This is a genomic window from Pigmentiphaga sp., from assembly GCF_033795525.1.
Classification (GTDB): domain Bacteria; phylum Pseudomonadota; class Gammaproteobacteria; order Burkholderiales; family Burkholderiaceae_B; genus Pigmentiphaga.
The window spans coordinates 461,337-473,394 of the sequence record NZ_JARYGM010000002.1; the positions used below are offsets into that span (position 1 = coordinate 461,337).

Consider the following 12,058-nt stretch of genomic DNA (forward strand, 5'->3'; position numbering starts at 1 on the left):
AAGATCAGTTATCGGTTGCGGGACGCAGTTTGCGCACCACGTCGTCGGCGGGCATGACCGAGGCGCCGTCGACATAGTCGCCGGTTTTCATATAGCCCTTGCCGTTCTTGACCCCGGTGCGGCCGACATAGACGCCGAAGGTGGACTGGTTATCCAGCGGACGGAATACCGAGCGGCCCTGGGGCGTGTCGAATTCCAGTCCCTTGAACGCCTCGATCAGCTTTTCGGTATCCGTGGAGCCCGCCTTGGTGACGCCCGCCGCGATGGCCTTCATCGTCGCGTAGGCGATGACCGAATTCATGCGCGGATAGTCGTTGTATTTCTTGCGGTAGGCGTCGATGAATTTCTGGTGTTCCGGGGTCTTGATCAGCTCATAGGGATAGCCGGTCACCAGCCAGTTGTCCGGCGCATCGCTCTTGAGCGGATCGAGGTATTCCGGTTCGCCGGTCAGCAGGCTGACTACCTCGCGGTTCTTGAACAGGCCGCGGGTTTGTCCTTCGCGGGCGAACTTGGTCAGATCCGGACCGAACAGGACGTTGAAGATGGCATCGGGTTTCGATTGCTCGAGCGCCTGTACCACCGAGCCCGCGTCGATCTTGCCGAAGGGCGGGGCCTGTTCAGCTACGAACTCCACGTCGGGCTGCGCCTTCTTGAGGATTTCCTTGAAGGTCTTGGCCGCGTACTGGCCGTACTCGTAGTTGGGATAGACGAGGGCCCAGCGCTTCTTGTTCATTTTCGCGGCTTCGTTGACCAGCGCGGTAGTCATCGAATAGGTGCCGTAGCGCAGGCGGTAGGTGTAGCGATTGCCGCTCTCCCACACCACGCGGTCGGTGAACGGGCCCGAAGCGAGGAAGAACACTTTCTTCTGCTTGGCGAAGTCGGCGATCGCCAGCCCGACGTGCGACAAGGTCACGCCGGACAGGATGTCGACTTTCTCGCGCGAGAGCAGCTCTTCTGCCATGCGCACGGCATCGCCGGTGTTGCCGTTGTCGTCGCGGAATACGGTTTCCACCTTCTTGCCGAGCAGGCCGCCGGCTGCGTTGATTTCTTCCTGCGCCAGCTCCCAGCCTTTCTTGTAGGGAACCATGTTGGCCGGCAGCAGCTTGTAGCTGTTGATTTCGCCGATACGAATGACGTCGTCCGCGGCATGCGCGGTGCCGCCGGCCGCAGCCAGAACGATGGCCGCAAGCGCGCCTATCCCGAAAATCCGATTCATATGTAAGGCTCCTGAGTGCATCGAGGTTGAGGATGGCCCGCAGGCCGTGGCGGTCCTACGCGGCGTTTTCCGCGGCAATCATTTCATCGACCATCTTGCGCATCTTGACGGAGGAAACGTCGATGGCAAGCTTGACCGGTCGCCAGTCGCGCTGGCGATCCTCGTTGCGCTGGATGGCTTCCAGCACGGCCTTGTCCTCGTCGAAGGCCGTGCGCAGGCCAGCCAGCAATCGGGCGTCGATTTCCGGATCGGAGGGGATGTTTTTCAAGCACAGCCAATGTTGCACGCAAGTACGTTCGTCCACCGGCGTAATGAAATGGCAGGCATACATCTGGATGCAATCGCTGCGGTTGCCTTCGGGCGCGCCGGTACCGGTCCTGGCCGATCCGAAATCGATGACGGCGATGCTGGGGGCGTAGTAGTGGTAGTAATGCCATCGGTCCACGTTGCCGCCGAAGTCCTTGAGCCCCTGGAAGATAGGAATCAGGGGAGAGTCCAGCACCCAGCGCCAGGTCACGACCTTGTCGCGCTGGCGTTCGTTCATGACGGGAACCGATTCGTGATGCTCGTTCGCCAGGGTCGAGCGGTGCACGTAACCCACATGAGACGGGTCGCAAAGGTTGTCGGCCAGGCTGAGATAGTTGGCCTTGACCAGCAGGGCGTCGCCTTCGACCAGGCTGAACGCCGGGTCGTGGTATTCGGGCAGGTCGAACACCTTGGAGCTATCGGCCAGCTCCGGCGGCCCCATCCATATCCAGACCATGCCCATGCTTTCGGCCGTCGGAAAGCTGCGTACCCGGATGTTGCCCGGAGGCTGCGCCATGCCCGGCACCTTGGTGCACTGGCCGGCGCAGTCGAACTGCAGCCCGTGATAGCCGCACTCCACTTGGTCGCCAACGATGCGGCCGATGGACAGTGGGGCAAGCTTGTGGGGACAGGCATCTTCCAGCGCGGCCACATCGCCGGCTTCCGTCCGGTATAGAACGACGTCTTCTTCGATGACCGTGCGGCGCGTCAGTGCGCGACCGATGTCGCGCGACCATGCGATGGGGTACCAGGTGTTGCGTGCATATCGAGCCACTTCTTCACTCCTGTTCGCTTGGTCGGGCCGGGCAAGCCCGAATGGAAGAACGTCCGGCGTGGGGCCGGAGCCATCCTGTCGTCGACAGGCAAATTCCGGACCATATGCGCGATCGAAAAGAAGATACTCCACTTATGGAGGATTTTCTACATTAAACTGGGAGGGGGAAAATACCGATGCACGAATCCAGTGCGCGCGCAGGCCGGCCGCCCGACGCCCGTGGTGCGTCGCTGCACTGCCAGCGGGAAACCAGCAGGTATGGCCGCCCCGCGGCAAGCCGCCTGCCGCAGCGCTCCATGGTTCGTACACTAGAATCTCAAGGTCCGACGAATGAAAGAGAGCACCGCAGTGGAGCAGCAGATCGAGCAGGACGCGCCCGCCCGCCCCGCCAGAAAAAAAGCCCCGGCCAGGACGGCCGCGAACGGGGCCCCGACCCGTCCGGCGAAAGGCCGGCGCAGTCCGGAAGAGCTGCAAGCCCGCATCCTGGCCGCTGCGATCGCGGAGTTCGCCGAGCATAGCTATTCCGGCGCGCGTATCGACAAAATCAGCAAGCGCGCCAAGACCGTGGACCGGATGCTCTATTACTATTTCGGCAGCAAGGAACGTCTCTACCAGGCTGTGCTCGAGCATTTGTACGCCGAGATGGTGGAAGAGCAGCGCAGTTTCGTGCAGACCGAAAGCGATCCTGTGGAAGGCATGAAGCAGCTCATTGCCCATTCCTGGCACCACTACAACAAGAACCCGGACCTAGTGCGCCTGCTGATGACCGAGAACCTGCTTCGGGCCAAGTACGTCAAGAAATCCGCCAAGATCAAGCGCGTGTCCATGCCGCTGATAGAAACCATCAGCCACTTGCTCGCGACTGGGCAGCGGGCGCAGGTTTTCCGCAAGGACATCGATGCGGAGACAGTGCTGATGACGGTCATGGCCTTGGGCTTTTTTTATGTTTCGAATCACCACACCTGCTCGCGCTGGCTGGGGGTCGACTTGATGGAAAGCGAGCGTCGGGACGCATGGCTGGCTCACATTACCGAAGTCGTGTTGGACAATCTTCGTCCGCGCTGAAGGGCGTCGCGGGGAGGGGGCGCGTACGGGGAGGGGGCGCGTATTATGCGGCCAGCGTCACGCGTATGGCTCTGCTGCCGGCGTTGGCCGTGCCGGGGCCGCGGTGTGGGAGGGAGGGGAAAGGGGGCAAAAACGAAAAAAGCCCGCATTTCTGCGAGCTCATCAGCAGGCTTCCGAGAGAAGCCATGAAAACCTTGGTGCCCAGGAGAGGACTCGAACCTCCACGCCGTTAAGCGCTAGTACCTGAAACTAGTGCGTCTACCAATTCCGCCACCTGGGCACTGCTGCGTAAAACCCCGATGAACGGGCTGCCCATCCTGACCAGCGCTGCTTTGCTACATCGGATGGTGCCCAGAAGAGGACTCGAACCTCCACGCCGTTAAGCGCTAGTACCTGAAACTAGTGCGTCTACCAATTCCGCCATCTGGGCATACTAGTTGCAATTGCCTAACACATGCTGCGGTAAACTCAAGCTTCCGGCATTAACCGCTCGCTTGCATCAACCACACCGGTAAAATCAGGCAGTGGCAACTGAAGCTGCGCATTATAAAGAGAACCTTTAGCTTTGACAACTCGATCCCATAACAATCAATCTTCCCCGCCCACGGATTTCGATCCGGACGTACCCAGCCGCGAGCAGATCCTCGGCGTGTTGCGGGAAGCCAATGCGCCTATCGCTCCTGCCGAGCTGGCGCGGCGCTTGGGCGTGGATCCGGACAGTGTGGGTTTCGAGCGGCGCCTGGCGGCCATGGAGCGCGACGGCCAGCTCATGCAGAACCGCAAGGGCGCGTTGCTGCTGTCGACCAAGCTCGATTTCATCGCCGGCCGCGTGCAGGGGCATCGCGACGGCTTTGGCTTCCTCATCCGTGACGATGGGCAGACGGATATCTTCCTGCCGCCCAAGGAAATGCTCAAGGTTCTCCATGGCGACCGTGTCCTGGTGCGCCTGTCCGGCGCCGATTACCGCGGCAAGCAGGAGGGCGCCATCGTCGAGGTGCTCGAGCGGCGCACCAACAAGCTGGTGGGCCGCTTCCTGAACGAGCGCGGCCTGTTCCTGGTGGTCCCGGAGGATCAGCGGATCAAGCACGACATCCTGGTGCCGCCGGGGGAAACAGCCCAGGCACAACACGGGCAGGTTGTCACGGTCGAGATCATCGAGCAGCCCACGCGGCACACCCAGCCGCTGGGCCGGGTCGTCGAGATACTGGGAGAGATCGACGATCCTGGCATGGAAATCGAGATCGCCGTCCGCAAGTTCGACGTGCCTCACGAGTTCTCGCCCAAGGCGTTGGCCCAGGCCGAACGGCTGCCCGGGGAAGTCGTCAAGAACGACTTGCGCGGACGCTTCGATCTTCGGGACGTGCCGTTGATCACCATAGACGGCGAGGACGCGCGCGATTTCGACGATGCCGTCTACTGCGAGCGGGTCGAGCTGGGCACGGGCACCCGCAAGCGCCCGGGATGGCGTCTTATCGTGGGCATTGCCGACGTGGCGCATTATGTGACGCCCGGCGACGCGCTGGACGCCGACGCGCTGGAGCGCAGCACCAGCGTCTACTTCCCGCGCAAGGTCATCCCCATGCTGCCGGAGAAGCTATCCAATGGCCTGTGCTCGCTGAATCCCAACGTGGACCGGCTGGTCCTGGTATGCGACATGGTGATCCCGGCCTCGGGCGCCAAGGCGGGAACGGTCCAGGCCTACCAGTTCTACAACGCGGTCATGCACTCGCACGCGCGCACGACCTACACGGAAGTCTGGGCGGCCCTGCAACAGCCGGCCGGACCGGCGGCGCGCAAGCACGCACACGTCTTGCCGCAGATCCAGGACCTCTACGAGTTGTACAAGCTGCTGGCGCAGGCGCGGCAGAAGCGGGGGGCCATCGATTTCGACACGATCGAGACCAAGATCGTCTGCAATGAACTGGGACGGATCGAAAGCATCGTGCCCTACGTGCGCAACGATGCCCACAAGCTGATCGAGGAGTGCATGCTGGCCGCCAACACGTGCGCTGCCGACTTCATGGAGCGCAGCAAGCATCCCGGCCTTTATCGCATCCACGAGGGACCGACGCCCGAGAAGCTTCAGGCGCTGCGCGATTTCCTGAAAACCCTGGGGCTCTCCCTAGGCGGTGGCGACAAACCCACTGCGGCGGACTACTCCGCCTTGCTCGAGAGCGCGAAGAACCGGACCGACGCACCGCTGCTGCAGACCATGACCCTGCGCTCCATGCAGCAAGCCATGTACAGCCCCGACAACGTCGGCCATTTCGGACTGGCCTATCCCGCCTACACCCATTTCACGTCGCCCATCCGGCGCTATCCGGACCTGCTGACGCACCGCGTGATCAAGGCCTTGCTGCAAAGCAAGCGCTATGTGCCCAATGCGCTGGAGGGCATGCCCATCGTACCGGGCAATGCCAAGGAGCAGGAACATTCACTGTGGGAAAAGCTGGGGCTCTACTGCTCCTCCAACGAGCGCCGCGCCGACGATGCCTCGCGCGACGTGGAGGCCTGGCTCAAGTGCTGGTACATGCGCGAGCGGGTAGGGGACGTCTTCAGCGGCACGGTGACCGGGGTCGCGCCCTTCGGCGTGTTCGTCACGCTGGACGAGCTCTATGTGGAAGGGCTGGTGCACGTTTCGGAGCTGGGTGCGGAGTATTTCCAGTTCAACGACGGCCTGCACGAGCTGCGCGGGGAGCGCACCGGTATGCGCTATCGCCTGACCGACAAGGTCCAGGTCCAGGTGGCCCGCGTCGACCTCGAGGCGCGGCGCATCGAGTTCAAGCTGGTCAAGGGGGTCAGCTACGAAGGCCTGCGCAAGGCACTCAAGCGTGATAGCGAGCCGGCGCCCGAGCGCAAGCCCCAGAAGGCCAAAGGCGTGCTGCTGACGGATATGTCCAAACTTCCCAAGGGCACGGCATCGAAAAAGCATGCAGCGGCGGAAAAAACCGCCAGCCCCCGCACCGGCAAGCGGGCGGCCTCCAAGCACGGACGTAAACGCCGCTGAGCACGGAAGCGTCGGGCGCGGCCATTCTTGGGCATCCTGCCGGGATATCGGCAGGGGCTGCGGCGGCGCGACGAGCTTGCGCTTTGCGTCGGCTTGGCGATCTCTGTTCTAATTGATGCATGCGGCGCTGCTTGGGCAGCGCCGTCTTTTTTCAGGGTAGGCAAATGGCAGCGAGCCAGGTATTGGTGGGGTTTCATGCGGTTGCGGCGCGGCTGCGCCATGCGCCCGGTTCGATCAAGGACGTTTACGTGGAGGAAGCCCGCCGTGATCGGCGGATGCTGACCTTGGTGGAACAAGCCCAGGCAGCCGGCTGCAAAGTGCACCCGGTCGCCCAGCAGCGGCTCGACGGCTTGGCGAAAGGGCAACGCCACCAGGGCGTCGTAGCCCTCGCGGCGGCCCTGGAGCTGGCCATGGACGTCGACGAAGTGCTGGACGATGCCAAGGCGCCCGCCTTCCTGCTCGTTCTGGATGGCGTAACCGATCCCCACAATCTGGGCGCGTGTTTGCGGACTGCGGATGGAGCCGGCGTCCAGGCCGTCATCGCGCCGCGGGACCGGGCCGTGGGGTTGAATACCACCGTGCAACGCGTAGCATGCGGGGCGGCCGACACCGTTCCCTACCTGACCGTGACCAATCTGGCGCGTACGCTTCGCGGACTCAAGGAGCGTGGCGTTTGGGTGGTGGGCACGGACGACGAAGCCACCGAAACCATACACCAGGTGGATGCGCGCCAGCCCATCGCCTGGGTCATGGGGGCCGAAGGCGAAGGTATGCGGCGCCTGACACGCGAAACCTGCGATCAGCTGGTGCGCATTCCCATGCACGGTTCCGTGGAAAGCCTGAACGTCAGCGTGGCTTCCGCCATCTGCCTGTACGAAACGGTCAGGCAGCGAAGCTGACGAGCAAGGCGGTCAGCGGCCCCCGCACAATTTGGCTTGCTAGGCGTTCCAGCCGCGCGAAAACAGCATCGCCAGGGCGGCCGAGTACCCGCCGTGCTCGCCACCGGTACGCCGTTGCTTGAACGGCCAGGCACTGCGTTTGCCTGGAACAGGCTTGGAGCGGGGCGTTTGCGGGTCGGAACGGGAATGGCCGGGACGCTCTTCCGGTTGGCCGCCGCCGTGGCCCGGATGGCCGCACCCGGGACCGGATGTGGCGGACGCGTCGGCCGGCGCACTTGCGCGCGACGGTGCGGGTACGCGTCGGAAGGCGCTGCGGACGGTTTCCTTCGGACCCGTATCGATGACCACGGTGCCGCGCCCGGATTCGGCCGGCGGGGCGATCCGCTGGAGCCGGATGCGGCCGGGCTGCGTCATGTCTGCAAGCAGGCGCAACTGCGACGCCGACGTCGTATCCGGCGTGCTGCAGGTATGGAAAAGGAAAGCGGGACATCCCGCAAGCCGCGCAGCCATTTGCAACCGGCGGGCCATGTTTTCCGATTGAGCGTCCCGGTCGGGCGGCAGCAGGGCGACCAGCGCGCCGAACCGGCCCTCCTGCAGTGCGGGTTCGATCTGCCCCAAGCCATCGTCCAGGGGGCGCGACGTACGGACGACCTTGACGCATTCAAGGGCCACGCCGTGCTGGATCAGGGCCGGCGCATAGGACAGGTACGGCGGCACTAGCAGCACGACGGTACGGCCGGCACGCGTCAGGCGCTGCAATAGCGGTCCCAGCACATTGAGCTCGCCGTGTCCGACTCGTGGAACCAGGATTTCCGTCAGCGCCCCGACGGGCCATCCGGCCTGGGGCAATTCGGCGTCGAGAGCGGGAAACCCGCTGGAGAGGCTGGGTGTGCAAGGTTTCATGATGTTCGTCCGTCAGAGTCCCCCGGGTCTTCACAGGAAGCCGCGGGGCAGGATAGGGGCGGGAGGGCATCGGACCGGATCACCGGCCGGTGCGGCACCGGGTGTTCCTCAGTGAAGCAGGCCAGCCCGTATCAGGCCGACCGCGATGCCTTCGAGCGCAAAGTCGTCGCGTTCGCGGCCGACGTCGATCGGTTCGAAATCGGGATTGGCGGGCAGCAGGCTCAGGCCTGTGTCGGTATAGCGCAGGCGCTTGACCGTGACGTCGTCGCCCAGGCGGGCCACGACGATTTGGCCGTCCCGCGCCTGGGCGGCTTTCTTGACCGCGAGCAGGTCGCCGTCCAGGATGCCGGCGTCACGCATGCTGTTGCCGCGGACCGTGAGGAGATAGTCCGGCCGTTGTGAGAACAGTGCCTGGTCGACGCCTATTTCCTTATCGATGTGTTCGGTGGCAAGAATGGGGCTGCCGGCGGCGACGCGGCCGACCAGCGGCAAGACCAGCTGGGCCAGCGCCGGGTGAGTAAGCTGTAACGGGGCCGGCGCCTCGGCGGCGGGTTCCTTGAGGCGGATGCCGCGAGAGGTGCCGGCGGACAGTTCCAGTACGCCCTTGCGTGCAAGCGCCTTCAGGTGCTCTTCGGCGGCGTTGGGAGAGCGGAACCCGAGCTCCTGGGCGATTTCGGCCCGGGTCGGCGGGAAACCGGTCCGGACGATGGCCTCGCGGATGAGGTCGAGTATTTGTTGTTGGCGCGCGGTCAGCTTGGACATGTCTGGGCTCCGTATGTGCCACCGGCCCAGCTCGCAGAAGGAGAGTCCGGGACGTCTGTGGTTTTATCCAGTAACTGTATTTTTATACAGTATCCATGGGAAAGGCAAGAAAATGCGCAGGACTGTCGCGCGCACGCCAAGCCCGGCGCGCAGGTATCATCCGCGTGTCGCCTAGCACCGAAGTCCTCGTCATGTCCATGCCGCGCATCCGCATCGTCGCTACCGGAGGAACCATCGCCGGCGCAGGTTCGCGGCCGCAGTCCACGCAGGTCTATGCCTCGGGCGCGCTAGACGTGAAGGACCTGTGCGCGGCCGTTCCCGGGCTGAACGAGCTTGCCCAGGTCGAAACCGAGCAATTCGCCGCGCTCGACAGCAAGAACGCCACGCCCGCGTTCTGGCGCGCGTTGGCAGTCCGTCTGCAGGAACTGCTCGACAGCGAAGCGGTCGACGGCTTGGTGGTGACCCATGGCACGGACACCCTGGAGGAGACGGCGTACTACCTGCACCTAGTGCTCAAGACCCGCAAGCCGGTGGTCCTGGTCGGCGCCATGCGTCCGGCCACCGCCCTGTCGCCCGACGGGCCCCTTAACCTGTTCAACGCCGTCACGGTCGCAGCCGCGGCGGAAGCGGCCGACCGCGGCGTGCTGATTGCCTTCAATCACGGAATCTTCGGCGCGCGGGACGCAACCAAGGTCAACGCCAACCGCCCCGATGCCTTTGCCGCGCCCAACGGAGGGCCGCTGGGGCTGGTGCAGGACGGCTGCGTGAGCTGGCTCGCCCGGCCCGATCGCATGCATACCCATGCCACCCGCTTCAGTTGCGACACCCCCCTGCCGCCGGTAGAAGTGCTCGTGGGCTATGCTGGCGCTTCGGCGGCATTGATCGATGCCGTCGGCGCCTGCGGTGCGCGGGGTCTTATATGGGCCGGAACCGGCAATGGCTCGGCCAGCAAGGAAGCCCTGGCGGCGCTGGATCGCCTGCGCGCGGCAGGCCTGGCCGTCGTGCGGACCACCCGCACCGGCAGCGGATGCATCCCGGCGGGGCAGGGCATGGTGGGTGCCGGCACGCTTTCGCCATGGAAGGCCAGGGTGCTGACCATGCTGGCGCTCGGAGCCGGCTGCGGCGAGCCGCAGCTGTTGCAGTCCGTGTTCGATACCCACTGAGGTGTGCGGCTGACGGTTGCTTTTTGTGCTGTGGCAGGCGATAATAGTTGGCTTGATTTTTGGCAGGCGTGGAAGGCAGTTCGTGGAAGGTAGTTCGGATGGGCTTTGCCGCCGGTGTGAAATATGCCGTGGGGCCACCCGACTCCGGTTGCCTGTCTGTCCTTGGCGTTCTGCCAATTAATCCCTTGTCCGACTCTAGACGCTTGAGCGGACTTGCGCCATCGGCCCAGCCCCTTGCTGGGCCGGGGACCATCCATAAGGAGCATCGATGCGTCATTACGAAATCGTTTTCATCGTTCACCCGGACCAGAGCGAGCAGGTTCCGGCCATGGTCGACCGTTACAAGTCGCTGATCACCAGCCAGGGCGGCACCATCCACCGCCTCGAAGACTGGGGTCGCCGCCAGCTGGCGTACCCGATCCAGAAGCTCGTCAAGGCTCACTACGTATGCATGAACATCGAGTGCGGCCAAGCCACGCTGGACGAACTCGAGCATGCTTTCCGCTATAACGACGCCGTGCTGCGCCATCTCGTCGTCAAGATGAAGAAGGCCGAGACCGCCTCGTCGCCGATGATGAAGATCGTCGAGCGCGAGGAGGCCCGCAAGGTGTCCACCGAAACCACGACGGCCGAGGCGTAAGCCCCGACCGAGTTGGTGGACAGGTCGTTGCCGACCGCCCGCATCGCCGCCGCCCGCATATACGGGTTTCGCGCGATGCCCAGGACGATACGGCGTTGAACAAGGTTCAGTTGACCGCTCAGGTGGTCGAGTGCAAGCCGCTCAGGTATACCCCGGCCGGGATTCCGGTCCTGGAACTGACGCTTGCCCATGAATCGGAGCCCATCGAAGGCGGCAGGCCCCGCCGGGTGGAAATGCTCGTCAATGCGGTGGTCGTAGGTGATCTGGCTGGCAGGCTCGAGCGCAGTGCGCTGGGCCGGTCGATGCGGATCGAGGGCTTCCTGGCACCGACCCGGAAAGGTTCAAGCAGACTGAGGCTGCATGTGCAGCAAGCCGCCGTCCTGACCCGCGAGGGGGATGGTGAAAGCGGGCAGGGCAGCACTCAGGTGTGAAACGGATTGAATACCCAAGAGGTACATCATGGCCGCATTCGGCAAACGCAAGGAAAAGAAAAAGTTCGGTCAACAGAATCCGCTGTTCAAGCGGCGCAAGTTCTGCCGCTTCACGGCAGCTGGCGTTGAGCAGATCGACTACAAAGACATCGAGGTCCTCCGTGACTTCATCCAGGAAAACGGCAAGATCATTCCTGCCCGCCTGACCGGCACCAAGGCGCATTACCAGCGCCAGCTCGATACGGCGATCAAGCGCGCCCGTTTCCTGGCGCTCTTGGCCTATACCGACAACCACAACTGATTGCCGGGAGTCCATCATGCAAATCATCCTGCTCGAAAAAGTCGTCAATCTCGGCAACCTGGGCGACGTCGTCCGCGTGAAGAACGGCTATGCCCGTAACTTCCTGATTCCGCAGAAAATGGCCAAGCGTGCCACCCAGGCCGCGCTGCAAGAGTTCGAGGCCCGCCGCGCCGAACTCGAGAAGATCCAGGCCGAGAAGCTGGCCGCCGCGCAAGCCGTGGCCCAGCGCCTGGAAGGCTATTCGGTGTCCATCACCCAGAAAGCGGGTGTGGACGGCCGCCTGTTCGGCTCGGTCACGAACTTCGACATCGCCACCGCGCTCAAGGCGGCCGGTTTCGACTCCGTCGAAAAGGCCATGGTCCGCCTGCCCAACGGTCCGCTCAAGACCATAGGCGAGTTCCCGCTGGAAGTCGCACTGCATACCGACGTCGTCGCCAATATCACGGTCGTCGTGGTCGGCGAAACGGCCTGAAGCAACACGGCAGGGACCGTTGCGCCCGGCCCGTCGGGCCGGTGCGCATCCCGCCCGGAAGGCCAGTCCTTCCCCGGGCGCGGTTGCCGCGAACAGAACCCCTCATTTTTCCCGAATG

At 63.8% G+C, this 12,058-nt stretch carries 12 protein-coding genes and 2 tRNA genes; 8 read left to right on the forward strand and 6 right to left on the reverse strand.

Annotated elements, in window-relative coordinates; all coding sequences use genetic code 11:
• Positions 1-4: 4 nt before the first annotated feature.
• Together QHC78_RS06915 and QHC78_RS06920 are read right to left on the reverse strand one after the other, a co-directional pair.
• On the reverse strand, positions 5-1,216 hold the full coding sequence (locus tag QHC78_RS06915; protein WP_319743142.1) for an ABC transporter substrate-binding protein: 1,212 nt from the start codon (positions 1,214-1,216) through the stop codon (positions 5-7).
• Between the two features lie 55 nt (positions 1,217-1,271).
• Positions 1,272-2,297, reverse strand: coding sequence for an aromatic ring-hydroxylating dioxygenase subunit alpha (locus QHC78_RS06920; protein WP_319743143.1), 1,026 nt, complete (start codon positions 2,295-2,297; stop codon positions 1,272-1,274).
• 330 nt (positions 2,298-2,627) lie between these two features.
• Here QHC78_RS06920 and QHC78_RS06925 point away from each other — a divergent pair, with 330 nt between their 5' ends.
• Positions 2,628-3,362 carry a TetR/AcrR family transcriptional regulator gene (locus QHC78_RS06925; protein ID WP_319743144.1) on the forward strand — a complete coding sequence of 245 codons (735 nt, stop codon included), beginning with the start codon at positions 2,628-2,630 and terminating at the stop codon, positions 3,360-3,362.
• A 195-nt stretch (positions 3,363-3,557) separates the two neighbouring features.
• Here QHC78_RS06925 and QHC78_RS06930 read toward each other — a convergent pair.
• Positions 3,558-3,642: transfer RNA gene (locus QHC78_RS06930), tRNA-Leu, on the reverse strand.
• A 65-nt stretch (positions 3,643-3,707) separates the two neighbouring features.
• Positions 3,708-3,792: transfer RNA gene (locus QHC78_RS06935), tRNA-Leu, on the reverse strand.
• Positions 3,793-3,927: 135 nt separating this feature from the next.
• Here QHC78_RS06935 and rnr point away from each other — a divergent pair.
• Together rnr and rlmB are read left to right on the forward strand one after the other, a co-directional pair.
• Positions 3,928-6,369: a ribonuclease R gene (gene rnr / locus QHC78_RS06940; RefSeq protein WP_319743145.1), complete on the forward strand. Its 2,442-nt coding sequence runs from the start codon at positions 3,928-3,930 to the stop codon at positions 6,367-6,369.
• Between the two features lie 164 nt (positions 6,370-6,533).
• The gene (gene rlmB, locus QHC78_RS06945) at positions 6,534-7,268 is read left to right on the forward strand and encodes a 23S rRNA (guanosine(2251)-2'-O)-methyltransferase RlmB (protein ID WP_319743146.1); all 735 of its coding nucleotides are present in this window, start codon (positions 6,534-6,536) and stop codon (positions 7,266-7,268) included.
• A 39-nt stretch (positions 7,269-7,307) separates the two neighbouring features.
• On the opposite strand, the gene QHC78_RS06950 is transcribed toward rlmB, so the two are convergent.
• Positions 7,308-8,171 (reverse strand): hypothetical protein, encoded by an 864-nt coding sequence (locus QHC78_RS06950; RefSeq protein WP_319743147.1) that lies wholly within the window; start codon positions 8,169-8,171, stop codon positions 7,308-7,310.
• 108 nt (positions 8,172-8,279) lie between these two features.
• On the reverse strand, positions 8,280-8,933 hold the full coding sequence (gene lexA, locus QHC78_RS06955) for a transcriptional repressor LexA (RefSeq protein ID WP_319743148.1): 654 nt from the start codon (positions 8,931-8,933) through the stop codon (positions 8,280-8,282).
• Between the two features lie 191 nt (positions 8,934-9,124).
• On the opposite strand from lexA, the gene QHC78_RS06960 reads away from it, so the two are divergent.
• The 5 genes from QHC78_RS06960 (at position 9,125) to rplI (ending at position 11,940) form a co-directional block, all read left to right on the forward strand.
• Positions 9,125-10,096 carry an asparaginase gene (locus QHC78_RS06960; RefSeq protein ID WP_319743476.1) on the forward strand — a complete coding sequence of 324 codons (972 nt, stop codon included), beginning with the start codon at positions 9,125-9,127 and terminating at the stop codon, positions 10,094-10,096.
• Positions 10,097-10,364: 268 nt separating this feature from the next.
• Positions 10,365-10,736, forward strand: coding sequence for a 30S ribosomal protein S6 (rpsF, locus tag QHC78_RS06965; protein WP_319743149.1), 372 nt, complete (start codon positions 10,365-10,367; stop codon positions 10,734-10,736).
• Between the two features lie 95 nt (positions 10,737-10,831).
• Positions 10,832-11,167 carry a primosomal replication protein N gene (gene priB / locus QHC78_RS06970; protein ID WP_319743150.1) on the forward strand — a complete coding sequence of 112 codons (336 nt, stop codon included), beginning with the start codon at positions 10,832-10,834 and terminating at the stop codon, positions 11,165-11,167.
• A gap of 28 nt (positions 11,168-11,195) precedes the next feature.
• The gene (rpsR, locus tag QHC78_RS06975; RefSeq protein WP_319743151.1) at positions 11,196-11,468 is read left to right on the forward strand and encodes a 30S ribosomal protein S18; all 273 of its coding nucleotides are present in this window, start codon (positions 11,196-11,198) and stop codon (positions 11,466-11,468) included.
• Positions 11,469-11,484: 16 nt separating this feature from the next.
• Positions 11,485-11,940: a 50S ribosomal protein L9 gene (rplI, locus tag QHC78_RS06980; RefSeq protein WP_319743152.1), complete on the forward strand. Its 456-nt coding sequence runs from the start codon at positions 11,485-11,487 to the stop codon at positions 11,938-11,940.
• The last annotated feature ends 118 nt before the right edge of the window (positions 11,941-12,058 follow it).

Excerpts from the sequence above, each read along its gene's own strand:
- QHC78_RS06915 (WP_319743142.1), bottom strand. The coding sequence starts at position 1,216 with ATGAATCGGATTTTCGGGATAGGCGCGCTTGCGGCCATCGTTCTGGCT.
- QHC78_RS06925 (WP_319743144.1), top strand. The coding sequence starts at position 2,628 with ATGAAAGAGAGCACCGCAGTGGAGCAGCAGATCGAGCAGGACGCGCCC.
- rlmB (WP_319743146.1), top strand. The coding sequence starts at position 6,534 with ATGGCAGCGAGCCAGGTATTGGTGGGGTTTCATGCGGTTGCGGCGCGG.
- QHC78_RS06950 (WP_319743147.1), bottom strand. The coding sequence starts at position 8,171 with ATGAAACCTTGCACACCCAGCCTCTCCAGCGGGTTTCCCGCTCTCGAC.
- lexA (WP_319743148.1), bottom strand. The coding sequence starts at position 8,933 with ATGTCCAAGCTGACCGCGCGCCAACAACAAATACTCGACCTCATCCGC.
- QHC78_RS06960 (WP_319743476.1), top strand. The coding sequence starts at position 9,125 with ATGTCCATGCCGCGCATCCGCATCGTCGCTACCGGAGGAACCATCGCC.
- rpsF (WP_319743149.1), top strand. The coding sequence starts at position 10,365 with ATGCGTCATTACGAAATCGTTTTCATCGTTCACCCGGACCAGAGCGAG.
- rpsR (WP_319743151.1), top strand. The coding sequence starts at position 11,196 with ATGGCCGCATTCGGCAAACGCAAGGAAAAGAAAAAGTTCGGTCAACAG.
- rplI (WP_319743152.1), top strand. The coding sequence starts at position 11,485 with ATGCAAATCATCCTGCTCGAAAAAGTCGTCAATCTCGGCAACCTGGGC.